This window comes from Pseudomonas sp. GXZC, from assembly GCF_026967615.1.
Taxonomy (GTDB): domain Bacteria; phylum Pseudomonadota; class Gammaproteobacteria; order Pseudomonadales; family Pseudomonadaceae; genus Aquipseudomonas; species Aquipseudomonas azotoformans_A.
On sequence record NZ_CP114115.1, the window covers coordinates 2990075 to 3014115 of the forward strand.

At 62.1% G+C, this 24041-nt stretch carries 20 protein-coding genes; 12 read left to right on the plus strand and 8 right to left on the minus strand.

Annotation, left to right across the window (positions count from 1 at the left end):
- The first annotated feature begins 395 nt into the window (after positions 1 to 395).
- The gene (gene macA / locus OZ428_RS14015; protein WP_269133777.1) at positions 396 to 1547 is read left to right on the plus strand and encodes a macrolide transporter subunit MacA; all 1152 of its coding nucleotides are present in this window, start codon (positions 396 to 398) and stop codon (positions 1545 to 1547) included.
- A gap of 3 nt (positions 1548 to 1550) precedes the next feature.
- Positions 1551 to 3509 carry a MacB family efflux pump subunit gene (locus OZ428_RS14020; protein ID WP_038846601.1) on the plus strand — a complete coding sequence of 653 codons (1959 nt, stop codon included), beginning with the start codon at positions 1551 to 1553 and terminating at the stop codon, positions 3507 to 3509.
- Between the two features lie 44 nt (positions 3510 to 3553).
- Here the strand turns inward: OZ428_RS14020 and OZ428_RS14025 are convergent, their stop codons facing one another.
- Complete coding sequence (locus OZ428_RS14025) at positions 3554 to 4222, minus strand: response regulator transcription factor (protein WP_269133778.1); 669 nt, start codon at positions 4220 to 4222, stop codon at positions 3554 to 3556.
- 155 nt (positions 4223 to 4377) lie between these two features.
- Entirely contained in the window at positions 4378 to 5613 is a 1236-nt protein-coding gene (locus tag OZ428_RS14030; protein WP_269133779.1) for a methionine gamma-lyase, read from the minus strand.
- 123 nt (positions 5614 to 5736) lie between these two features.
- On the opposite strand from OZ428_RS14030, the gene OZ428_RS14035 reads away from it, so the two are divergent.
- From OZ428_RS14035 to OZ428_RS14055, 5 genes are all read left to right on the plus strand, one after another.
- On the plus strand, positions 5737 to 6207 hold the full coding sequence (locus OZ428_RS14035) for an Lrp/AsnC family transcriptional regulator (RefSeq protein WP_016976082.1): 471 nt from the start codon (positions 5737 to 5739) through the stop codon (positions 6205 to 6207).
- Between the two features lie 801 nt (positions 6208 to 7008).
- Complete coding sequence (locus OZ428_RS14040; RefSeq protein ID WP_269133780.1) at positions 7009 to 7599, plus strand: antibiotic biosynthesis monooxygenase; 591 nt, start codon at positions 7009 to 7011, stop codon at positions 7597 to 7599.
- Positions 7596 to 9434 carry an amidohydrolase gene (locus tag OZ428_RS14045; RefSeq protein WP_033897152.1) on the plus strand — a complete coding sequence of 613 codons (1839 nt, stop codon included), beginning with the start codon at positions 7596 to 7598 and terminating at the stop codon, positions 9432 to 9434. Before OZ428_RS14040 ends, OZ428_RS14045 begins: the two co-directional genes overlap by 4 nt.
- Positions 9435 to 9462: 28 nt before the next feature.
- Positions 9463 to 10077, plus strand: a complete 615-nt coding sequence (gene ycaC, locus OZ428_RS14050; RefSeq protein ID WP_016980087.1) for an isochorismate family cysteine hydrolase YcaC — start codon at positions 9463 to 9465, stop codon at positions 10075 to 10077.
- A 182-nt stretch (positions 10078 to 10259) separates the two neighbouring features.
- Positions 10260 to 11141, plus strand: a complete 882-nt coding sequence (locus OZ428_RS14055) for a LysR family transcriptional regulator (protein WP_269133781.1) — start codon at positions 10260 to 10262, stop codon at positions 11139 to 11141.
- Here the strand turns inward: OZ428_RS14055 and OZ428_RS14060 are convergent.
- Complete coding sequence (locus OZ428_RS14060; protein WP_269133782.1) at positions 11128 to 12165, minus strand: AraC family transcriptional regulator; 1038 nt, start codon at positions 12163 to 12165, stop codon at positions 11128 to 11130. The genes OZ428_RS14055 and OZ428_RS14060 overlap by 14 nt on opposite strands.
- 1 nt (position 12166) lies before the next feature.
- Positions 12167 to 13081 (minus strand): GGDEF domain-containing protein, encoded by a 915-nt coding sequence (locus tag OZ428_RS14065; protein WP_269133784.1) that lies wholly within the window; start codon positions 13079 to 13081, stop codon positions 12167 to 12169.
- A 424-nt stretch (positions 13082 to 13505) separates the two neighbouring features.
- Here OZ428_RS14065 and OZ428_RS14070 point away from each other — a divergent pair, with 424 nt between their 5' ends.
- The 5 genes from OZ428_RS14070 to OZ428_RS14090 are packed head-to-tail and all read left to right on the plus strand — an operon-like array spanning position 13506 to position 19874.
- Positions 13506 to 16019, plus strand: coding sequence for a TonB-dependent receptor (locus OZ428_RS14070; RefSeq protein ID WP_269133785.1), 2514 nt, complete (start codon positions 13506 to 13508; stop codon positions 16017 to 16019).
- Between the two features lie 24 nt (positions 16020 to 16043).
- Positions 16044 to 17909 carry a phytase gene (locus tag OZ428_RS14075; protein WP_269133786.1) on the plus strand — a complete coding sequence of 622 codons (1866 nt, stop codon included), beginning with the start codon at positions 16044 to 16046 and terminating at the stop codon, positions 17907 to 17909.
- A gap of 46 nt (positions 17910 to 17955) precedes the next feature.
- Complete coding sequence (gene tolQ, locus OZ428_RS14080) at positions 17956 to 18648, plus strand: protein TolQ (protein WP_269133787.1); 693 nt, start codon at positions 17956 to 17958, stop codon at positions 18646 to 18648.
- A 15-nt stretch (positions 18649 to 18663) separates the two neighbouring features.
- Complete coding sequence (gene tolR / locus OZ428_RS14085; protein WP_016980081.1) at positions 18664 to 19110, plus strand: protein TolR; 447 nt, start codon at positions 18664 to 18666, stop codon at positions 19108 to 19110.
- Positions 19107 to 19874, plus strand: a complete 768-nt coding sequence (locus OZ428_RS14090) for a TonB family protein (protein WP_269133788.1) — start codon at positions 19107 to 19109, stop codon at positions 19872 to 19874. The genes tolR and OZ428_RS14090 overlap by 4 nt, the downstream gene beginning before the upstream one ends.
- A gap of 7 nt (positions 19875 to 19881) precedes the next feature.
- On the opposite strand, the gene OZ428_RS14095 is transcribed toward OZ428_RS14090, so the two are convergent.
- Genes OZ428_RS14095 through OZ428_RS14110 form a run of 4 tightly spaced genes read right to left on the minus strand, consistent with a single transcriptional unit; the run spans position 19882 to position 24038 of the window.
- A complete protein-coding gene (locus OZ428_RS14095) occupies positions 19882 to 20823 on the minus strand; it encodes a D-isomer specific 2-hydroxyacid dehydrogenase family protein (RefSeq protein WP_269133789.1) in 942 nt (313 codons plus the stop codon).
- Positions 20820 to 21998: an acyl-CoA dehydrogenase family protein gene (locus OZ428_RS14100; RefSeq protein ID WP_269133790.1), complete on the minus strand. Its 1179-nt coding sequence runs from the start codon at positions 21996 to 21998 to the stop codon at positions 20820 to 20822. The genes OZ428_RS14095 and OZ428_RS14100 overlap by 4 nt, the downstream gene beginning before the upstream one ends.
- Positions 21999 to 22008: 10 nt before the next feature.
- The gene (locus OZ428_RS14105) at positions 22009 to 22692 is read right to left on the minus strand and encodes a peroxiredoxin-like family protein (protein ID WP_269133791.1); all 684 of its coding nucleotides are present in this window, start codon (positions 22690 to 22692) and stop codon (positions 22009 to 22011) included.
- A complete protein-coding gene (locus OZ428_RS14110) occupies positions 22689 to 24038 on the minus strand; it encodes an LLM class flavin-dependent oxidoreductase (protein ID WP_269133792.1) in 1350 nt (449 codons plus the stop codon). The genes OZ428_RS14105 and OZ428_RS14110 overlap by 4 nt, the downstream gene beginning before the upstream one ends.
- Positions 24039 to 24041 lie beyond the last annotated feature (3 nt).

A 24041-nucleotide genomic window follows, 5' to 3' on the forward strand; every position in this document is an offset into this window, starting at 1 on the left:
GTTAACGACCATCGCCGGCAAGCCAGCTCCTACAGTGGACCGCGTTTGCCTTTGCCCTTGCCTTTGCTCCACACCACTCAAGCCGGCTGTCAGGCCGCTGTGCTTTTGATTTTGATCTTAGGCGCCCCGTCAAACACGCTGGCCGAACGCAGGCTTGAATCCGTGGGTAACCCGGCAGGACGCCGGGTTAGCCGCGCTGGGCCAAGGATGGCCCATCGCGGCGGCCCACGGATTCAAGCCGGAGTGAGGGCACACCGAGCCTAGGCGAGGTGCCGAGTGTTGGGGCAAGAGCGTTTTGGTTACTTTTGCGCTTTTCAAAAGTGACCCGCTGTAAGAGCGGAACCAATAGTGGCCGTTACTCAAATAACGGATATGTTCTCGATCAAAGGTCATCTATGCAAAAGCCAACGCTACGCAAACTAGGAATGCTCGCCACACTGGCCATCGCCATAGGCTTGATCATCTACACGGTCCAAGCTCCCGCCGACGCACCGCAATACCTCACCGCCACCGCCGAACGCGGCAACATCGAAAACGCCGTCCTCGCCACCGGCCTGCTCGAAGGCATCAAACAGGTCGACGTCGGCGCCCAAGTCTCCGGCCAATTGAAATCCCTCAAAGTCAAAGTCGGCGACAAGGTCAAAAAGGGTCAATGGCTAGCCGAAATCGACCCATTGATCCTGCAAAACACCCTGCGCAAAGCCCAGGTCGACGAAGAAAACCTCCAGGCCCAACGCCGCGCCACTGCTGCCCAACTCAAGCAGGCCAAGTCCGTGTACGAACGCTACAAAGGCCTGCAGATTGACGAGTCAGTCTCCCGCCAAGACTTCGAAGACGCCGAATCCACCTTCCAGGTGCAACAGGCCAACCTCTTGTCCCTGGACGCGCAAATCAAAAGCGCCCACATCCAGATCGACACCGCCAAAGTCAACCTGGCCTACACCCGCATCGTCGCGCCCATCGACGGTGATGTAGTGGGCATCGTCACCCAGGAAGGCCAGACCGTGATCGCCAACCAACTGGCGCCGGTGCTGCTCAAGCTGGCGGACCTGGACACCATGACCGTCAAGGCCCAGGTCTCCGAGGCGGATGTGATTCACATCAGCCCCGGCCAGCAGGTGTACTTCACCATCCTCGGTGAGGCCGACAAGCGCTACTACGCCAAGCTGCGCGGCACGGAACCGGCGCCGCAGAACTTCCTGGAAACCCAGACCGCCGGCACGCCGAAGCAAAACACGGCGGTGTTCTACAACGCACTGTTCGACGTACCCAACCCCGACCACCGTCTGCGCATCGCCATGACCGCCCAGGTACGTATCGTACTCGACACTGCCGAGGCCGCGCTGATGGTGCCGGTGGCGGCGCTGGGGGCGCGCAACAACGACGGCAGTTACTCGGTGCGGGTGCTGGACGCGAAAGGCAAGGCAGTGTCGCGGGAGGTGAAGACCGGGATCAATAACAATGTGAAGGTGCAGATCCTCGAAGGCCTGGCCGAAGGCGACAACGTGGTGATCGGCGACGCCACGCCGGCTGTGGCGGGGAACTGACGGATGACTCAGCCACTGCTGGAACTCAAGGGCATCACCCGCAGCTTCATGGCCGGCGAGCGCGAATTTATCGCGCTCAAGGGCATCGACCTGACGATCCATGCCGGGGAAATGGTCGCGATTATCGGCGCCTCAGGCTCAGGGAAATCGACCCTGATGAACATCCTCGGCGGCCTGGATTACGCCACGGCCGGCAGCTACAAGATCAACGGCATCGAAACCCGTTCCCTGGGGGATGAGCAGTTGGCCGAACTGCGCCGTGATTACTTCGGTTTTATCTTCCAGCGCTACCACTTGCTGGCGCATCTGAGTGCCTTGCACAACGTGGAAATGCCAGCGATCTACGCCGGCACACCGGAAACCCAGCGGCACAGCCGTGCACGGGAGTTGCTCGCGCGGCTGGGCCTGTCCGGTCACACCACCCATCGTCCCAGCCAGCTCTCCGGTGGCCAACAGCAACGGGTGAGTATCGCACGCGCCCTGATGAACGGCGGCGAAGTGATCCTCGCCGACGAACCCACCGGCGCCCTCGACACCCACAGTGGCAAAGAGGTGATGCGTATTCTCGCCGAGCTGCACGCGGCGGGGCACACGGTGATTATCGTCACCCACGACCCCAAGGTTGCGGCGAATGCGCAGCGTATCGTCGAGGTGAGCGATGGCGAGATCGTCAGCGACAAGGCCAATGAGCGTGCTGGCCTGGAGTTGCCCAGCGACACACCCATCGAGCCAAAACGCAGCGGCGCCCGGCGCTTGGTGGCGAGCCTGGGGTTGTTCAAGGAGGCCTTCAACATGGCCTGGGTCGCGCTGGTGTCTCACCGCATGCGCACCTTGTTGACCATGCTCGGTATCGTTATCGGTATCACTTCGGTGGTGTCGATCTCGGCCATCGGCGAAGGCGCCAAGCGTTATGTGCTCAAGGACATCCAGGCGATTGGCAGCAACACCATCGATATCTTTTCCGGCACCAGTTTTGGCGACAGTCGCGCCTCGGCTATCGAGACGTTGATGCCTTCGGACGTGGACGCGTTGAACCAGCTGTATTACGTCGACAGCGCCACGCCGGTGGTGGGCCGCAACCTGTTGCTGCGCTTTGGCAATATCGACCTGGATGCGCAGGTCAATGGCGTGAGTGATCGCTACTTCAAGGTCAAGGGCTTGAAGCTCGAAGCCGGTATCGCCTTCAGTGAAAGCGATGCGCGGCGCCAGGCCCAGGTGGTGGTGATCGACCACAACACCCGTCACCGACTGTTCGGCCCTAACGTCGACCCGCTGGGCCAGGTGATCCTGGTGGGCAACCTGCCGTGTACCGTGATCGGGGTTACCGCGGACAATAAGAACATGTTCGCCGCCAGCAAGGCGTTGAACGTGTGGGTGCCCTATGAAACAGCGGCGGGGCGCTTGCTCGGGCAGCGCCATCTGGACAGCATCACGGTGCGTATCAAGGACGGCCAGCCGAGCAAGGTGGTGGAAGACAACGTCAACAAGCTCATGCTGCAACGCCACGGCACCAAGGATTTTTTCACCAACAACCTCGATAGCATCATGCAGACAGTGCAGAAAACCAGCCGCTCCCTGGCGTTGCTGCTGTCGTTGATCGCGGTGATCTCGTTGCTGGTGGGGGGCATTGGCGTGATGAATATCATGCTGGTGTCCGTCACCGAGCGTACCCGTGAAATCGGCATTCGCATGGCGGTGGGGGCGCGGCAGTCGGATATCCGCCAGCAGTTCCTGGTGGAGGCGGTAATGGTGTGTTTGATCGGCGGGCTGATCGGAATCTCGCTGTCCTATGCCCTGGGCTTTCTGTTTTCGTTGTTTGTGAAGGAATGGGAGATGGTGTTTTCCCTGGGCTCGATCATCACGGCATTTGCCTGTTCGACGTTGATCGGCATTGTGTTCGGCTTTGTGCCGGCCAGGAATGCGGCGCGGCTGGACCCGATCGAGGCGCTTGCCAGAGATTGAGCAACCCGCTGCAGGAGCCGGCAAGCCGGCTTCTGCAGTGTTTTTTACGAGAGCGTGTCCTCAGTGGCATACATCCACCGCAACAACGAATGCCGCCCGCTGATCCCCAGCTTGATCGACGCGCGCTTGAGGTAGCTCTCGATGGTGTTGACCTTCAACGCCAACTGCTCCGCCAGCTCCGGCGCCGTGCGCCCGGCCAACAGGCCCACGCACACCTCAAGCTCACGGTTGGACAAGGTCAGTCCCGACTGCACCAGTCGTTCTTCAATGCGCCTGCGCAGGGTTTCGAGGCCCTGGTTTTCCGGCACCATCGGGTCGCTGTCCTGGCGGCAAGGTTGGATCGCGGCGATGTGCTTTTCCACCATGGGCAGCAACAAGGTGGAGAAGTCCTGCAATATGCTGCGTTCCTGGGGCGAAAAGCTTTCGGACTGGTGCGATCGATACACCGACAACACGTAGCGCACGTCATCCTTGCGGCGGGTGAGGTGCAATTGCGCGGCGGGTTGTTCGTCGCCCAACGCTTCCACCGAATCGGTGTAGACCGGGCTGATCTTGCGGCGGGTTTGCCCGTCGGCGCTGACCTGCAATTGCGTGATATGGGTGGCGTCCACTGCCAGTTGGGTGAGGATCAGGTCATGCAGCATGCGTGGGAAATGGCGGCTGCCGGTGCTGGCGATGACTTTGCCAATATGAGGGAACAGCTGTGAGTTCATCATTTCGTCCATGAGGCGTGCAGGCATTCGGCTTTATAGCAGCGGGGATTAAGGTGCAAGCCAATGCGAATAACCTACCGTGATAGTCCTTCCCGCCGGAACCTATGCTAGTACAGCCTGGCGGCGGGAAGGGGATCCAATCTTAAAAAAACGGATTAAACACTTACCGGCTTAGAAGCACGCGTCACCGTACGTGTGCATTTGGCCAGTGCCTGCTGCACGTCCGCCAGCAGATCGGCCACGTCCTCAAGCCCCACCGACAAGCGCACCAACCCTTCGCTGATCCCGTGTGCCGCGCGTTCCTCTGGGGTGTAGGTGGAATGGGTCATGCTCGCCGGGTGCTGGGCCAGTGACTCCGCGTCACCCAGGCTGACCGCACGGGTGAACAGCTTGAGTGCATTCATGAAACGCCGACCGGTTTCGATGCCGCCCTTGAGTTCGAAGGCAATCATGCCGCCGGGCAGTTTCATCTGCTGTGTTGCCAATTCGTATTGCGGGAAAGAGCGCAATCCAGGGTACGTCACCCACTGCACGGCCGGATGCGCCTGCAGGGCTTCGGCCACGGCCTGGGCATTGCTGCAATGACGGTCCATGCGCAGGGCCAGGGTTTTGAGGCCGCGCATCAACAGCGAGGCGTCCTGCGGCGACATTACCGCCCCGGTCAGGTCCTTGAGGCCTTGCAGGCGAATGCGCTGGGCCAGGGCCTGGCTGCTCACGGCGATGCCCGCGGTGATATCGCCGTGGCCGCTGAGGTACTTGGTGGCCGAATGCACCACCACATCGGCGCCCAGGTCGAGGGGGCGTTGCAGGTAGGGTGTGCAGTAGGTGTTGTCGACGACCAGGGTGACATTTGGCTGCAGGTGGGCGAGGGCGGCTACGGCGGCGATGTCCACCAGTCGCAGGTTGGGATTGGCCGGGGTTTCACAATAGATCATGCGAGTGGCGGGGCTGAGAGCGGCTTGCAGGGCTTCGAGGTCGGTGAGGTCGACATGCCGCACCTTGATACCGAATTCACCGATGCCATGGTGCAGCAGGGCAAACGTGCAGCCGTACAGGGTCTGGCTGACGATCACCTCATCACCAGGGCGCAGCAGGGTCCAGAACGTCGCGGCAATCGCACCCATGCCTGAGCTGAACGCCACGGCCGCTTCACCATTTTCCAAGGTGGCCATGCGTGATTCCAGCAGCGCCAGGGTCGGGTTGGAAATACGTGTATAGAAGTGGCCGCTCGCTTCGCCGGCAAAACAGGCGGCGCCGTATTCAGCGGTTGGGAACGCAAAGGTGGCTGACAGGTAAATCGGCGGGACGAGTGCGCCGTGGTGGTCTTTTGGGTCATAGCCATGGTGGATGGCGCGGGTGGAAAAGCCGAATGCATTGTGTTTATTGTTCATGTCGGACGCTCCTTATTTCCTACAATGCTATGCTCATAATCAGAGATGAACTTTGCAATCTTTGCTGCTGGTTCCTGTGTTTTTGGATGAAAACCTCATAAAAATAATGAATAGAGGCACGTTATGCCTGTCAGTCTGGATCGCACCGATAAAGCACTTTTAAACGCGTTGCAGGGCAATGCCCGTCTCACGGTGGCTGAATTGGCCGACCGCGTTTCCTTGACGACCTCGCCGTGCTGGCGGCGGGTGCGCAACCTGGAAGAGAGTGGGGTGATCAGTGGGTATCAGGCGATTCTTTCGCCCAAGGCATTGGGGTATGGGGTGACGGCGTTTGTCAGCATCATGATGGAGAGTCACACCCAGGAAATTGCTCGGGCATTTGAGCAGCGGTTGTTGGAGATTCCGGAGATTGTGGCGTGTCATAACGTGTCCGGGCGCTATGATTTTTTGTTGGAAGTGGTGGCGAAGGATCTGGAGTCGTTTGGGGAGTTTGCGCGGGAGGTGTTGCAGACGTTGCCTTGCGTCAAGGAGATTTATTCGAGTTTTTCTTATAAGTCGGTTAGGGCGTTGAGGGTGATTCCGTTGCCGGGGTGATGGGGGATGGTGTGGTGTTGTGTGTTGTGTACATATCCGTTGCTTCGGTAACGGCTACTTATGGTTCCGCTCTTACAGCGGGTCACTTTTGGCAAACGCCCCAAAAGTAACCAAAAGGTCTTCGCCCCAACACTCGGTGCCTCGCCTAGGCTCGGCATGCCCTCACTCCGGCTTGAATCCGTGGGCCGCCGCGATGGGCCATCCTTGGCCCAGCGCGGCTAACCCGGCGTCCTGCCGGGTTACCCACGGATTCAAGCCTGCGTTCGGCCAGCGTGTTTGACGGGGCGCCCCAGATCACAAGCAAGAGCGCGGCGGCCTAGTAGCCGACCGTTTTTTGGAAGCTGGTCTCAGTTTCAAATGTGGGAGCGGGCTTGCTCGCGAAAGCGGTGGATCAGTTAGAGATGCAATCGCTGACACGCCGCTTTCGCGAGCAAGCCCGCTCCCACAATTTAGATCTCAGGTAGACATCAATCTGCTCTGGCTCTGGCTCTGGCTCTGGCTCTGGCTCTGTTTTTGATTTTGATCTTAGGCGCCCCGTCAAACACGCTGGCCGGATTACGGGCATACCGAGCCTAGGCGAGGTACCGAGTGTTGGGGCAAGAGCCTTTTGCTTACTTTTGGCTGGGCCGGCATTCCGGCTTTTCAAAAGTGAGCCGCTGTAAGAGCGGAACCAATACCAGCCGTTACCCAAATAACGGATATGTACCCAACCCAACCCAAACAGCACGTACATCCAATTTTCCCCACCCCAACCCCCGCAAACTCCCTCATCGCTGAAACATCAAGGCAGAGGGACACCCCATGGACCCAGCAACAAAACCAGCCCCCGACGAAGTCGTCACCCTGGTGGTCAAACACCTGATCAAACCAGGTCGAGAAACCGACTACGAAGCCTGGCTACGCCGCATCGTACGCATCGCCGGCGCACGCCCAGGCCACCTTGGCGTCGATGTGGTACGCGGCAAGCAAGGCAACCTGGCGCTGTTCACCTGCGTATTACGCTACCGCTCCACCGACGACCTCGAAACCTGGCTCGACTCCCCCGAACGCAAAACCCTGGTCGCCGAAGCCACCCCCATGCTCGCCGACGGCGACAACACCGAAATCGGTGCGGTCAACGAATTCTGGTTCAACCCCATAACCGAAAACGCCGCCAAGCCGCCACGCTGGAAGCAGGCCGTGGTCACCCTGTTCGTGATCCTGCCGCTGACCCTGCTGGTGCCAATCATCTGGGGCCCGGTGTTGCGCCTGCACCCGTTCCTCTCCCATTACGTGGTCGCCACCTTCCTGATCACCCTGACTATCGTGTTGCTGGTGGTTTACCTGTTGATGCCGGCCGCCACCCGCCTGTTCGCCCCCTGGCTTGAAGCCTCTGCAAAGGAAACCCTATGAACGCCGATCTGATTCTGTTCAATGGCCAGTTCCACACCGTGGACCGTGAAAACCCCCGTGCTACTGCCGTCGCCATTCACCAGGGGCGCTTCGTCGCCGTGGGCACCGACGGTGAAGCCATGGCCCTGCGCGGCAGTGGCACCCAGGTCATCGACCTCAAGGGCCGTACCGTCATCCCCGGCCTCAACGACTCGCACCTGCACCTGATCCGTGGCGGTCTGAACTACAACCTGGAACTGCGCTGGGAAGGCGTGCCGTCCCTGGCCGATGCCTTGCGCATGCTCAAGGACCAGGCGGACCGCACGCCGACGCCGCAATGGGTGCGCGTGGTCGGCGGCTGGAACGAATTCCAGTTCGCCGAAAAACGCATGCCCACGCTCGAAGAGTTGAACCAGGCCGCGCCGGACACCCCGGTGTTTGTCTTGCACTTGTACGACCGCGCCTTGCTCAACCGCGCCGCCCTGCGCGTGGCCGGCTACACCAAGGACACGCCGAACCCGCCGGGCGGCGAGATTGTGCGGGATAGCAACGGCAATCCCACCGGCATGCTGGTTGCGCGTCCCAACGCGATGATCCTGTATTCGACCCTGGCCAAAGGCCCGAAACTGCCCCTGGAATATCAGGTCAATTCCACCCGCCAATTCATGCGTGAACTCAATCGCCTGGGCCTGACCAGTGCCATCGATGCCGGCGGTGGATTCCAGAACTACCCCGATGACTACGCGGTGATCGAGCAGTTGGCCAAGGACGAACAGTTGACGGTGCGCATCGCCTACAACCTGTTCACCCAGAAGCCCAAGGAAGAACTCAGCGACTTCAAGAACTGGACCGGCAGCGTCACCCTGCACCAGGGCGATGACTACCTGCGCCACAACGGCGCGGGCGAGATGCTGGTGTTCTCGGCGGCCGACTTCGAGGACTTTCTGGAACCGCGTCCGGACCTGCCATTGACCATGGAGCAGGAATTGGAACCGGTGGTACGCCACCTGGTGGAGCAGCGCTGGCCGTTCCGTTTGCACGCGACCTATGACGAGTCCATCTCGCGCATGCTCGACGTGTTTGAGAAGGTCAACCGCGACATTCCGTTCAATGGCTTGCCGTGGTTCTTCGACCACGCTGAAACCATCACACCGAAAAATATCGAGCGGGTGCGTGCCCTCGGCGGTGGTATTGCGATCCAGGACCGCATGGCGTTCCAGGGCGAGTACTTCGTTGAGCGTTACGGCGCCAAGGCGGCGGAAGCCACGCCGCCGATCAAGCGCATGCTTGCCGAAGGCGTGCCGGTCGGCGCGGGCACTGACGCGACGCGGGTGTCGAGCTACAACCCGTGGACTTCGCTGTACTGGATGGTCAGCGGTCGAACCGTTGGCGGCCTGGAGCTGCACGCCGAAGGCCTGCCGCGCCTCACTGCGTTGGAACTGTTCACCCATGGCAGCGCCTGGTTCTCGTCCGAGCAGGGCAAGAAGGGCCAGATCAAGGTCGGTCAACTGGCGGATGTAGCCGCGTTGTCGGCGGACTTCTTCAGTGTCGATGAAGAAGCCATCAAGTGGATCGAATCGGTGCTCACCGTGGTCGGCGGCAAGGTGGTCTACGGCGCCGGTGATTTCGAAGATTTCGCCCCGCCCCGCGTGCCGGTGCTGCCGGACTGGTCGCCGGTGGTCAAGGTGCCGGGGCACTGGCGCCCGAGTTCGCCGTTGCAGGCTCAAGTTCACCAATGCAGCGGCCCGTGTGGCGTGCATGCCCACGGCCACGAAAAAGCGCGGCTCTCCAGCGTGCCGGTCAGCGACTTCCAGGGATTCTGGGGTGCGTTTGGCTGTTCGTGCTTTGCTTTCTGATTTCCCATCCCCCGTAAGGAGTTGAACCATGGCTAGCCCTCGTTTGAACAAAGATGACGCCGTTGTACTGTTGGTCGACCACCAGACTGGCCTGATCTCCCTGGTACAGGATTTCTCACCCAACGAATTCAAGAACAACGTCCTGGCCCTCGCCGATGTGGCGAAGTTCTTCAACCTGCCGACCATCCTCACCACCAGCTTCGAAAGCGGTCCCAACGGCCCACTGGTGCCCGAGCTCAAAGAGCTGTTCCCGGACGCGCCGTACATCGCCCGCCCTGGCCAGATCAACGCCTGGGACAACGAAGATTTCGTCAAGGCCGTCAAGGCCACCGGCCGCAAGCAGATCATCATCGCCGGTGTGGTGACGGACGTGTGCGTCGCGTTCCCGACCTTGTGCGCCCTGGAGGAAGGCTTTGAAGTGTTCGTGGTCACCGATGCGTCGGGCACCTTCAACGAAACCGTGCAACAGGCGGCCTGGGCACGCATGACCGCCGCCGGTGCGCAACTGGTGAACTGGTTCGCGGTTGCCTGCGAATTGCAGCGCGACTGGCGCAACGACATGGAAGGCCTGGCCAACCTGCTGTCGCCGCGTATTCCCAACTACCGCAACCTGATGAACAGCTACTCGGCGTTTACCAAGTAACCCACCCGAAAAACACCGCAAAACCCTGTGGGAGCCGGGCTTGCCCGCGATGGCGGTGTGTCAGTCGACAGAAATGTTGGCTGGTACACCGCTATCGCAGGCAAGCCAGCTCCCACATTTTGCTTTGTGGTGTTGCGACTAACCGGTTATACAACCGCATAAATGTCCACCGAGAAGCGACAATGAACCCCTTCGAAGACATGCGCCTGTTCTGCCAGGTCATGGAATCCGGCAGTTTCACTGCTGCCGCCGAGCAACTGGGCCTGTCCAAGCAGTTCGTCAGCCGCCGCCTGATCCAGCTGGAAGACCGCCTCGGCGTGCGTCTGCTCAACCGCTCCACGCGCCGCCTGGATGTCACGCCACTCGGCCAGAGTTACTACGAGTCCGCCTTGCGCCTGCTCGGTGAAGTCGAGCAAGTGGAGCAGGGCATCGCCGGGCAGAACAGCGAGCCCCGTGGCACCCTCCGCCTCAGCGCGCCGTTGTCGTTTGCCATGGCCCACTTGGGCTGCCTGTTGCCGCTGTTTCTGCAGCGCCATCCCCAGGTGTCGGTGGAGGTCGACTTGAGCGACCGCCCCGTGGACCTGATCGGCGAAGGCTACGACCTGGTGCTGCGCATCGGCACCCTGGAAGATTCCACCTTGATTGCCCGCCGTATCGCCAGCATCCCACGGGTGTACTGTGCCAGCCCCGACTACCTGGCCCTGCATGGTACGCCGCAAAAACCGGAAGACCTTGCCGACCATGACTGCCTGCCCTACGGCCATGGCCGCCAGGTGCAATGGCGTTTCAAGGGTAAGGTGCAGGCGCTGAATGTGAGCGGGCGTATGCGCGTGAACAACGGCGACTTGCTGCGCGACACCGCCATCGCTGGCTTGGGTGTGACCTACCTGCCGACCTTTATCGTCGGCGATGCCTTGAAGGATGGCCGCCTGGTCACCGTCCTCGACGAGTTCGCCCCCGAAGCACTGACCTTGTCGGCGGTGTACCCGCAACACCGGCAAAGCTCGCGGCCGGTGCAGACGCTGGTGGAGTTCCTGCGCGAACGCCTGGCTAGCGGCTGTTGAACAACTGGCGGATCAGGTTGGGCGTGCTGCCGGTCCAGCGCTTGAATGAGCGGCGAAAGTTCGCCGCGTCGTTGAAGTTCAGGTACGCCGCCACTTCGTCATTGTTGTAGCCCTTGACCTGATACAGGTGCAGCGCCACTTGTTTGCGCACACGGTCGACCTGCTGCTGAAAACCGGTGTCGTGCTTGTGCAGCTTGCGCTTGAGGGTCGCCGGGCTCATGGCGAAAGCGTGCGCGGCTTGTTCCAGGCTCGGCGGCTGGCGCACCTGCTCGCGCAGGTAGTCGTAGAGACAATCCAGAAAACTGCCGGTGAAACCCAGCTGTTCGATCTGCTCGCGCGCTTGTTGGCGCGCCACCTGGCCGGCGGTGGCCGAGGCGCCCGGCCAGGCACGGGTGAGGTATTGGCGGGGGATGCTCAGCATGTCCAGTGGTCGCTCGAAACGCGTGTCTTCCCCCAAGTTCACCCAGTATTGCTCTACATAGCGCGGCTCAGCATGGCTGAAGCTGGCCGTCCATGGCAGGCGCTCGCCACTGAGCCATTGGCTCATGGCAACCAGTGAGGTCATGCTGGCTTCCAGCAAGAAGCGCCAGTGTTCACCGGCACCGCAACTGTCCAGCCAGTACAGGTAGGCGTGGTGCTCATCCAGTTCCAGTTGCAGCGTCACCAACGGGCTGAGCAGCACCTGTTGCTGGATCAGGATGTCGAGTGCCTGGTGCAGGTTCTGTGCATGGCCCAACGCGTGACTGGCGGCGCCGTAATAGCCGGGCAACAGGCGTTGGCCAAACAGGAAGCTGCTGTCGTCGGCGTCGAGCAGTTTGCGGCTGTTGCCGATCAAACCGAGGAACTGCTGCGGGCTCAGCCGCGCCGTGCCAGCCAGGATGTCGTCGTGGAACAAGCCGGTGCCGCGCAGCAGCCGGTGGCTGTCGATGTCCCGGGACAGGGCCAGGTCGATCAGCGTGGCCGGTTGGTAGTGCCCAGGAATGAAGCGACTGTCCGCTTCATACCAGCTGGTCTTGACGGCCATCTCAGGCACTTTTCGCCAGGGGTTGCTTGGCCCTGGCCAAGGCCAGGTTGAGGCGCTTGAGCAAGTCGTGGGGCGGCTCGTCCAGGGCCATGACCACGGCGGTGGTCGCCGCCAGTTGCAGGCGCTCACCGTGCAGCCGGGTCTTGTGGGCAAGGCCGCGCACGGCCTGCTGCAACTCCAGCGCCAGCTCCTTGGCCTGGCGCTCGCCGGTGTTGGGCAACAGCACCACAAACCGGTCACCGGCCAGGCGGCACAGCAGGTCCTGGCGGCGCAGGTTGAGCAGCAGCAAATGGCTGAGCGCCTGCAACACCGCATCGCCTTCGGCATGCCCGTAGGCCTGGTTGATGGCGGCGAAGTTGTCCAGGTCCAGGGCCAGCAACGACAGCGGTTGTTGCTGTGCGTGGCTGTCGTACAGGCTGTCGGCCAACTGGCGCTTGAGGTAGTCGGCACCGGCCAGCGGCGTGAGTTTGTCGAACAGCCGGTGCTCGCGGAACAGCCGCTCGCGCTTTTCCATCTGCGCGCTGATCGCCAGTTGTTCGCGGTGCCAGTGGTAGATGCCGATGGTCAGCAGGATCATGCCCACCGGCATCGGCCCGGACTCCAGCCAGTGATCCCAGGTGATGCTGTCGGGCAGGCGGATGAACTCATCGAGGCTGTCGATCCACCAGGAGAAAAATATGCACGACAGGCCCAGCGCCAGGTAGTTGGTAACGCGCCCGGCAGGGCGGCTTTTCAGCACCAGGCCCAGCCACACCAACGCCAACAGCGCAGAGCCGCCTTCGCCGAAGATATCCAGCCACACCCATTCGCTGAAGCTCTTAAGCTCGCCACACGCCAGGTGCAGGATCAGCCCGAGGTTGGCGGCGACCAGCAACAGGGAGAGTTTCCAGCGGTGGGGTTTGAGCACGGAAAACATGGCCGCGAGTCCTTGGGCAAAAAAGCGATGGGCGCCAGCACAGCAGATGGATGTGACGGTTGCGTGACGGTGGGGAGGGGTCGAATCAGCTCATGGGACACACACATTTTTTCTCCTGACACAGATCCAATCTGGGAGCTGCCTTGATGTGGTGAGTGGGGCGTGTCCCCCGACGGATTCACCGCCGGCCCAAGGGGCTGCTTCGCAGCCCAGCGCAGGACAAGCCTGCTCACCACATCAAGCCCGCTCCCACATTTTGATCGAGGTCATTTCAGCTCATTTGTTCGCTTAAAACCGCTCAAAACCCCGGTTTACGGGGTTTGCAGGCGCCCCCTGTCACAGAACCGTCATCCCCCACCCCTAGCGTGCCCTCCCAGTTGCCGGGCCTCTTGCCTGGCGCCAATGGATTCTTGGGGAGGATTGCATGTACAAGCGCACCGGGCTCGTCGGCTTCACGCTTACTGCCTTGGCCCTGGCGATTGCCAGCGAGCGGCTTTGGGCGGCCGAAGTGGCCAACACCGAGCACGTCGAAGTGGTCGGCCAGGCGGCAGCCATTGATCAGGCGCTCAAGGAGCAACGCAGCGCCGACAGCATCAAGAGCGTGGTGCATGCCGACGGCGTGGCCCAGTTGCCGGATGAAAACGTCGCGGAAGCGGCGCAGCGCCTGCCGGGTATCAGCGTGGAGCGCGACCAGGGCGAAGGGCGTTTTGTCAGCGTGCGCGGCCTCGGCCCGGACCTCAACAGCGTGACCATCAACGGCACTCTGGTGCCCGCCCCGGAAAGCGCACGCCGCGCGGTGGCCCTCGATGTGTTGCCTTCGGAACTGGTGCAGTCGCTGTCGGTGATCAAGACCCTCACCCCGGACATGGACGCCAACTCCCTGGGCGGCACCGTTGATGTGCAGAGCCTGTCGGCCTTCGACCACAAGGGCCTGTTCTACACCGGCAGCACCGAGGCCAGCTACGACAAGAACACAAGCCAGACCAGCCCCAAGGTTTCCGGCGCCGCCAGTAACCGTTTCAGCCTCGGCGACGGTATCGACAACTTCGGCGTCGCCGCCGCGCTGAGTTGGCAGAAGCGTGACTTCGGCTCGGACAACGTCGAAACCGGCGGCGCCTGGGATTTCACCAATGGCGCCAAGCTCAATGAATTCGAGCAACGCGACTACGACATCAGCCGCGAACGTGCCGGTGGCGGCCTGAACTTCGACTACAAGCCCGATGACCTCAGCAGCTACTACCTGCGCACCCTCTACAGCCGCTACAAAGACACCGAGACCCGCAACTCCACCAGCCTCGAATTTGCCGACCCGCTGGCCGCCGGCGAACTGGGTGATGCCGAGGCCAAGCGCAAGCTGAAGAACCGCGAAGAGACCCAGGAGATCCAGTCCTACGTATTCGGCGGCGAGCGCATGCTCGGCCTGTGGACCCTGAGCGGCCAGGCCGGCTACAGCCAGTCCAGCGAAGACAGCCCGGCGCACATCGCCGGTGCCACCTTCGACGGCGGCGACTTTGCCAACAGCGGCTTCTACGACAAGGACAAGCCACGCCCGATCATCGGCAGCGGCTTCTACGACGCGCGCAACTTCACCCTCGACAAGGTCGACTGGGAAAAACAGAACACTAAAGACACCGAGAAAAACCTGCGCCTGGACCTGGCCCGCGACTACGACCTGAGCGGCTATGCCTCCCAGGTGAAGTTCGGCGGCAAGGTCAGTCGTCGCAACAAGGACAACGACCTGGAAGCCTGGGTCTACAAAGACTTCGACACCCTCGGTTTTACCGCCGACCAGCTCAACCTCAGCCAATTCCAGAAGGGCAACGTCGACTATCGCCTGGGCAACTACGGGCCGGGCATCAGCCCCAGCAGCATCAAGCACTTGATCGGTGGCCTCAACGCTGCGGACTTCTATGACGAGATCGAATCCCGGGTCAACGACTTCACCATCCGTGAAGACATCAACGCCGGCTACCTGATGAACACCGTTGATATCGACGACTGGCGCTTCATCGCCGGCCTGCGTTACGAGGGCACCGAGTTCGAAGCCAAGGGGACTGGCGCCACCGATGGTGTGTTCACGCCCACCGAGACCAAGCGCCGTTATCACCACTGGCTGCCGGGCCTGCATGCGCGCTACCAGATCGACAAGAACACCCAGGTGCGTGCGGCCTGGACCAAATCGGTGGTGCGCCCGACCTTCGGCCAATTGGCGCCGGGGTTCGTGATCGACGATGACGAAGCCACTTTTGGCAACCCGGACCTCAAGCCCCTGGAATCGAGCAACCTGGACCTGGGCATCGAACATTTCATGGGCCGCGCCGGCACCGTATCGGCATTCGTGTTCTACAAGGACATCAAGAACTTCGTCTACAACACCGACCTTGCCGGCACCGGGGCCTGGACCAACTTTTCCGAGGCGCATACCTACGCCAACGGCGACAGCGCCAAGCTCTACGGCCTGGAACTGGCCTACTCACAGAAATTCGATTGGCTGCCGGCACCGTGGAACGGCCTGCTGGTCGGTGCCAACACCACGTTCAGCCGTTCCAGTGCTGACATTGAAGGCTTCGACAGCGCCAGCGGCGCGAATCGCAAACGCAGCATCAGCCTGCCCAATCAGTCGGACACCGTCGGCAACCTGATGCTCGGTTGGGAAAACGACAAGCTCAGCCTGCGTCTCTCGGCCAACTACAAATCGGCCTACCTCTTTGAGCTGGCCTCGATCAACGACAAGGCCCACGACCTGCATGTCGACGCCCAGACTTTCGTCGATTTCAGCGCGCGCTATTCGCTGACCAAGAACCTGCAAGTCAGCTTCGAGGCCCAGAACCTTACCGATGAGTCGTACTTCGTCTACACCGGCCATCGCAGCTACAACGGCCAGTACGAAGAGTATGGCCCGACCTACAAGCTGGGCCTGACCTTCACCCATTTCTGATTGACCCAAGGATTTTGATTGTTCATGAGAATTTCCAAGCTGTACCTGCTGATCGCGTTGGCCGCTTGCTCGCCGGTCATGGCCGCTGACCTGGCGCTGACGCCTTGGGCGCCGAGCCTGAATGCGCAGGCGGTGGCTTTTGTGCCGGGTCGCACTGAACGCGTGGCCACCAGCACCCGCGACGGCCTGCAACTGCTCGACCATCAAGGTGCTGAACTGGCCCGCTTCAAAGGCAATTTCAGCAGCCTCGACACCCGTTCCACCGGCACCCAGGTGCTGGTGGCCAGCCTCGACAACGATCGCCAGCAAGCGCTGTTGGTGAGCCTTGATGCCGCGACTAAAACCTTTGGCAAACCGCTGTACCTGCCCACCCGCGACTACCCGGTCAATGGCCTGTGCCTGTTCCGCGACGCAGCCGCCAACCTGTTTGTATTCCTGGTGGGGGAAGAGGGCAAGGGCGAGCAATGGCTGGTAGGCAACGGCTCGACGTTGTTAGGCGAGCCTCAGCGTGTGCGCGGTTTGCCATTGCCGCCGTCGGCACAGTTCTGCCAGGTGGATGACGCGACCCAGCAGTTGCTGGTCAATGAAGAAAACGTCGGCTGGTGGGCCTACCCGGCGCACCCGGAGGCGGAGGTGAAACGCACGCCGGTGGCACTGTTCGACAACCCCAAACGCGAGGCCGGCGCCATGGCGCTGGTGCCGGGCGGGGTGGTGGCGCTGGACCCGAAGACCGCCCAACTGCATCTGTTCCAGCAAACCGGCGAGCGCTGGGTTGAACAGGGCAGCCTGACGCTGCCAGGCTTGAAAGAACCGGAGCAACTGAGCGTCAACGGCCAGCATGTGCTGGTACGGGATGACGACACCGGAAAACTCTACCAGGGCACGCTCGACTGGAAGCCCAAGCCTGTGGCCGCCGAGCCGGTATTGCCGGAAGTCGCCGCCCTGCGTCAGACCGACCCGGTCGGTCGCCAGGGGGATGCGGCGGATGACCCGGCGATCTGGATCCACCCCGAACAACCGGCCAAAAGCCGCGTGCTCGGCACCAACAAAAAGCAGGGCCTGCTGGCCTATGACCTCGACGGCAAGCTGCTGCAGGAACTGGCGGTCGGCCGCCTGAATAACGTCGATGTGCGCCCCAACTTCAAGCTCGGCGCGCAAACAGTCGACCTGGCCGTGGCGAGCAATCTCGATCACAACAGCCTGAGCCTGTTCAGCATCGACCGCCAGAGCGGCGAACTGCGCGAGGCCGGTGAAGTGCCGACGCCGCTCAAGGAAATCTACGGCATCTGCCTGTTCCAGCCTGCCAGCGGTGAGATCTACGCGATCGCCAATGGCAAGGACGGCACCGTTCTGCAATACCGCCTGAGTGCGCCGGACGGCCGAGTGCAGGGCGAGCTGGTGCGCCAGTTCAACGTCGACAGCCAACCCGAGGGCTGCGTGGCCGATGACCAGCGCCAGCGCCTGTTCATCGGTGAAGAAGACGTCGGCGTCTGGGCTGTGGATGCCCGTGCTGACCAACCGGCCACGCTCACCAGTGTGATCAAGGTCGGCCCGCAGTTGCATGCGGATGTCGAGGGCCTGGCGCTCTACCAGAGCCATGAACGCGACTACCTGGTGATCTCCAGCCAAGGCAATGACAGCTACCTGGTGCTGGATGCCGAGCCACCGTTCGCCACCCACGGCGCCTTCCGTGTCGGCCTGAATGCGGCAGCGGGGATTGATGGTGCTTCGGAAACCGATGGCCTGGAAGTCACCGCCATCAACCTCGGCGGACCCTGGAGCAAGGGCCTGCTGGTGGTGCAGGACGGCCGCAAACGCATGCCCGAGCAGACCCAGAACTTCAAGTTCGTGCCGTGGGCAGACGTGACCCGCGCACTGAAATTGCCGTAGGCGTCATCACCCGGTCATCACTTTTTAATCGAATAGGGAACCCACTATGCACGCGACGATGGAACATATGACGATCTGGGGTTTGATCAGTGACGCCAGCCTGTTGGTCAAGGCGGTGATGGTGACGTTGCTGCTGGCCTCCTTGCTCAGCTGGTACCTGATCATCCAGCGCGCCAGTGTGTTGGGCCGCCTGGAGCGCCAGTTGAAGGGTTTTGTGCTGCGCTTTCGTAGCGCTGCGGACTTGCAGCCGCTGTACCGCGAAACCCTGCAGGCGGGCGAGGGCGGCATTGCGCCGATCTTTATCGCCGGGGTGCAGGAATACCAGCACTTGCAGGGCCACGATCCGGCCGTATTGGAAGGGGTCGAGCGGGCGTTGCAGGTGGCGATTACCGAGCAGGAAATCGAGCTGGAAAAGGGCCTGCAATTTCTGGCGACCGTGGGTTCGGTCAGCCCCTACATCGGCCTGTTCGGCACTGTGTGGGGCATCATGAATTCCTTTATCGGCTTGTCCCAAGTGCAGCAGGCCACGCTGTCCACCGTGGCGCCGGGCATCGCTGAAGCACTGATCGCCACCGCCATTGGCTTGTTTGCGGCCATCCCGGCGGTGATTGCCTACAACCGTTTCGCCGCACGTGGCCAGACCTTGCTGACACGCTACTACGCCTTCGGCAACGAGCTGCAAGTGCGCCTGCACCGCACCTTGCGCGGTACGCCGATCAACCTGGCCGTGGCCGCCTGAGCAAGGAGCAAACCGATGTTGACCAGGCCGCAACGCAAGCACGGGCCCAAGGCCGAGATGAACGTGGTGCCTTATATCGACGTGATGCTGGTGCTGCTGGTGATCTTCATGGTCACCGCGCCGATGCTGACCCAAGGCGTAAAAATCGAGCTGCCCAAGGTCGCCGCCGAGGCCCTGGCCACCGACACCCGCCAACAGATCCTCACGCTGTCAGTGAAGGCCGACGGCGGCTACTACTGGAACCTGGGCGGCGAACTCGACACCACCCACCAGACCGACAGCGCCGTGACCCTCGACGAAATGGGCGCCAAGGTCATGCAGGTGGTGGCGGCGCGCAGCGACACCCAGGTGTATATCCGCGCCGACGACAACGCGGGCTACGGCCGGGTCGTGGCGGCCATGGCGGTGTTGCAGAAGGGCGGTGTCAGCAATCTGGGGTTGGTGACCGAGGCCCCGCAATGACGGCGATGATCATGCACAGTCCGATGCTGGCGGTAGCACCTGGGGAGCCTTCCGGGTTCTGGAGAAACAGCGTGGCGGCCAGCCTCGCGGTGGCGCTGCATGTGGGCGTCCTGGCGGCGCTGATGCTGGGCGGGTCGACAGATAGACCGCCGGTGGAAACGCCGAGGGTGATGCATACCCAGTTGGTGATGATGCCGCCAGCGCCGACGCCAGCTCCCGTGCCTGAGCCTGTGGCCGTCGCAGCGCCTGCGCCGGAGCCTGTGGTCGTTCCCGTGCCGGCGAAACCGGTGATCGATCCACAGATCCAGGCACAAAAGCTGGAAAAAGCCGCGTTGGCGCGCAAGCGGGTCGAGGAAAAGAAGCTGGAACAGCAACAGGAGCGCCTGGCCACCGAACAGCGCAATCGCGAGCTGGAACAGCAGCGCCTGGCCCAGGAGCGCCTCGCTGCGGAACGCGCGCGCCCCGCAGCACCGGTCGCCGCGCCGGCCTTCGACAGCCGCCAGTACCAACCCTTGAGCAAAGAGGCGCCGGACTATCCGGAGCGTGCCCTGGACAAAAACATCGAAGGCGATTGTTCGGTGGAGTACACCGTCAACACCCAAGGGCGTGTCGAAAACCCCAAGGTGCTGGACGGCTGCCATCCGCTGTTCATGCGGCCTTCACTGGCGGCGGCGAATACCTTTCGCTACCAGCCGAGGATCGTCGATGGAAAGCCCGTGCCGGTGCCGGCAGTGCGCAATACCTTTCACTACCGCATCAAGTAGACGGCGATCAATTGGCGCGGTTGTAGAGCTCAAAATTGGCGACATACCGCTCCAGATTGGCCAAAAACGTCTCGGCAATCTCCTCCTTGCTGTTGGTCGAAATGGCCGAGGTATGCGGTGACAACCGCACACGCGGATGGCTGTACAACCGATGCCCATCTGGCAGCGGCTCCGGCTCGGTCACATCCAGCGATGCCAGTCCGATCTGCCCATTGTCCAGCGCTTCCAGCAGGGCCTCCTGATCCAGCAAACCACCCCGCGCGATGTTGATCAGGTGCAACCCCGGCTTTGCGCTGCCCAGCACGTCACGGTTGATGAGCTGCCGCGTGGACTCGGTCAGCGGTGCCGCCACCACCAGGTGATCGGCGCGGGCGAATAGGTCGTGGATGTCGTTGGCAGCTTCTACGCCCGCGCTGAACGGCGCCTGGCTTTGGCGCAGCGCTACGACCTTGATCCCCAGGGCCAGGGCTTTTTGCGCGAGGCGTTCGCCTATCGCACCAAACCCCAGGATGCCCAGGGTGGTGCCCTTCAGTGGACGCAACGCGGTGAAATTCCACTGCGAATCCTTTACCCAGATGTCCGGCAAATGCTTGGAGGCGGCAAAGATCGCGGCCAAGGCAAACTCGGCCAGGTTGTCAGCGGCACTGCCACGGGAGGTGGTCACCGGCGGGCCGTTGAACAGCCATTGCGGATAGAAATCGATGCCCGACGACACCAGGTGCACCCATTGCGCGCCGTACGGCCAACCCGGTGGCGGGGTGTCCGGCGCGGTGTAGCCGCGCACATTGATCGGGCGCAGCAGCAGGATATTCGCCTGGGGTGGCAGGTCGCTCGGGACGCCAACGGGCACGCCGATCACCTGGGCCTTGGGATGGATTTTTGCCAGGCGCTCGCGAATCACTTCATTGAAATCTTCGTCCAGCTGGCTGGCGATAATCACCTGACTCATGTGCGTTCCTTCTGGCGTTGGGCGAAGACGGCTTTGCCGACGCCCTGCAATACGGCGTCGTTCTGCGGGGTATGTACGCGGCTGCACAGCACGTCGCGGTAATGCCGTTGCAACGGGCTATGGCGCGACAGGCCAGGGTTGCCCGAGGCCTCGATGGCCAGCTCCACGGCGCGAATCGCATTGTTGGTCACCAAGTACTTCAACTGCGCCGCATGGGCGGCGGGGGTGTGGCCTTCGGCGGTAGCGTCGAGCAGGCTGCGGTTGGCGAACAGCAGGGTGTCGATATGGCCGACGGTTTCCTGGAAGCGCGGTAAGGTCGACAGGGCAGCACCGAGATTGGACGGCGCGCGTTCTTCCAGCCAGTTCACCAGCCAGTCCCGCGCAGCCTGGGCTACGGCGTCGTATACCGAGGACAACAACACCGACATCCACAGGAAACCTTCGCCATCCAGCTCCGGCGACGGCGCGCTCCAGGGGCTGACGCTGACGGCGTGGTCCAGCGGCACCAGCACGTTGTCGAGCACCACTTCATGGCTACAGGTGGCGCGCATGCCCAGGTGGTCCCAGGTGTCGATGATGGTCACGCCGGGACTGTTTTTGGGCACCAGCCAGGCGCCTACCAGTGGATCGGCATCGTCACTGCGGCCCCACACGCTGAACCAGCTCAGGCCATGACTGCCGGTGGAGTAGATCTTGCGGCCACTGATGCGCCAACCCTCGGCGGTGCGCACCGCAGTGGTCGCCGGCAGGCCGCCACGGGCCGGGGTGCCAAGGTCGGGTTCGACGCGCAGGGCGTTGATCAAGGCGCCGTTGCGCACGGCGTCTTCGGCCACTTGGGTGCGCAGGTGGGCGGGCCAGGTCTTGCTGTCTTGCAGGCGTGTGTGTTGCAGGTACTGCATCACCAGGATCAGCGCGGTGGACGGCTCGCCCTTGGCGATCGCACTGATGGCTTTGCGCGCCTGTGGCAGGCTGGCACCGCCGCCGCCCAGGGCCTTGGGCACGGTGAGGGCGACCAGGCCATGCTGGTGCAGTAACTGGAAGTTGGCATGGGGGAAGGCGCCGCTTTCGTCATAGACGTGCGCGGTGCTGGCCAGCTCGGTGGTGAGGCGTTCGAGCAGGGCGTCGAAGTGGGCGACTTCCACGGAGCGTAAGGAAGGTTGCGAGGATTGGCTCATGGGGGTGTCCTTAAATCGCGAGTTGCACAGGCTGTTGGGCAAGCAGCTGTTCAACGGCTTGCAACACCGGCTCAGCTTCAGTGCGCACCAACCAATCCGGGCTCACTTCCACAAACGCCACGCTGCCATCCCTGGCAATCACCACCACCGTTGGTTGTGGCAATTCCCAGGTGCCGGTACCCGTGGTTTCTCCGATGGGGTTGCCCTTGGCCAATGCGGCGTTGCGCGACGCCTCGTCAAAACTGTAGAGAATGCCCAGGCGTCGGCCGAGGTTGTTGTCGGGGTCACTGGCCACCAGCAACTGCAGGTTATGACGGGTCTTGATCTCCACCAGGCGCTCCGGCACCTGCGGGCTCACCGCTACCAGCGGCACACCGAGTTCGCGCAAGCGTGGGTAGAGTTGGCGCTCGTAATAGGGCAGGGCGATGTTGCAGGCCGGGCAGCCGGCAAAGCGGAAGAACACCAGCACCGCCGGGCCGTCGGCCAACAGCAGCTCGCGGTTCAATTCGCCGCCTTCTACAGTGAGCAGGGTGAACGGGTCCAGTTCATCGCCCACCTGTACGTAGTCGTCGGGTCGCGCTTCATCCACCAGGCGCTGGCGCTGGTCGATATTGATCTTCAGCGACTCCGGCGCCCAGGTCGCGACACGCTCGGCGTGCAGGTTGGCCAATTGACGGTTGAGGGATTCACTCATGCCAGCGCCTCCTGCTGCTCTTCAACCTCGGCGGCGACGCTGTAGCGGTTGACCGGCACCGCCAGGCCCAGGTTGTCACGCAGGGTCTGGCCGCTGTAGTCGGTGCGGAACAGGCCGCGTTGCTGCAACACCGGCACAACCAACTCGGTGAAGTACTGCAAGCCATCCGGCAGGACCGAATTGATGATGAAACCATCGCTGGCGCCGGTTTCGAACCAGGTCTGGATCGCATCGGCGACTTGCTCCGGGGTGCCGACAAAATCGCGTTTGGGTCGCGAGAAGCGCAGGGCCACTTCACGCAGGGTCAGGCCTTCGTGCTTGGCCAGTTGCTTGATGCGGTCGGAACCGCCTTTCTGGCTGTTGGAACCGAGGTCACCGAGTTCCGGAAACGGCGCGTCCAATGGGTATTGGCTGAAGTCGTGGTCGTTGAATGGGCGGCCGAGGGCGACGATCGCATCCTCTACGGTGACCAGGTTCACGGCCTGCTGGTAGCGGCTTTCCACTTCGGCCTCGTCGCGGCCGACAATCGGGCGGATACCCGGCAGGATCGACAGGCTGTTGGCGTCGCGCCCAAAGCCTTTGGCGCGGCGCTTCAGGTCTTGGGCATAGGCCAGGCCTTCCTCGATGCTGTCCACATGCACAAAGATCGCGTCGGAGTTTTCTGCGGCGAAGTTGCGTCCATCTTCGGAGGTGCCGGCCTGGAAAATCACCGGCTGGCCCTGACGTGAACGCGCGATATTCAGCGGGCCTTTTACCGAGAAGAACTCGCCCTTGTGGTTCAGCGCATGCAGCTTGCTTGGGGTGAAGAACTCGCCGGATTGCTTGTTGTAGGCAAAGGCGTCGTCTTCCCAGGAGTCCCACAGGCCCTTGACCGCGTTCACGTGTTCCTTGGCGATGCGGTAGCGCACGGCATGGGGTGGGTGCTCGGCCTTGCCGAAGTTGTCGGCGGTGCCGCTCAGCCACGAGGTGACCACGTTCCAGCCGGCGCGGCCGCCGCTGATATGGTCCAGGGACGAGAACTGGCGTGCCACCTGGTAGGGCTCGGTGTAGCTGACGGTCACGGTCGCCACCAGGCCGATGTGGGTGGTGATCGCTGCGAGCGCCGACAGGATGGTCAGCGGCTCGAAACGGTTGAGGTAATGCGGGCTGGATTTGGCGTGGATATGCAGGCTGTCGGCGATGAACACGAAGTCGAACTTGGCAGCTTCGGCCAGTTCAGTCTGCTGTTTGTAGAAACCAAAGCTGGTGCTGGCGTTGGGTTGGGCGTTCGGGTGGCGCCATTCGCCCCAGCCGTGACCGACACCGTGGACCATTGCACCCAATTTTAAATGGCGTGGCTTGCTCATGTT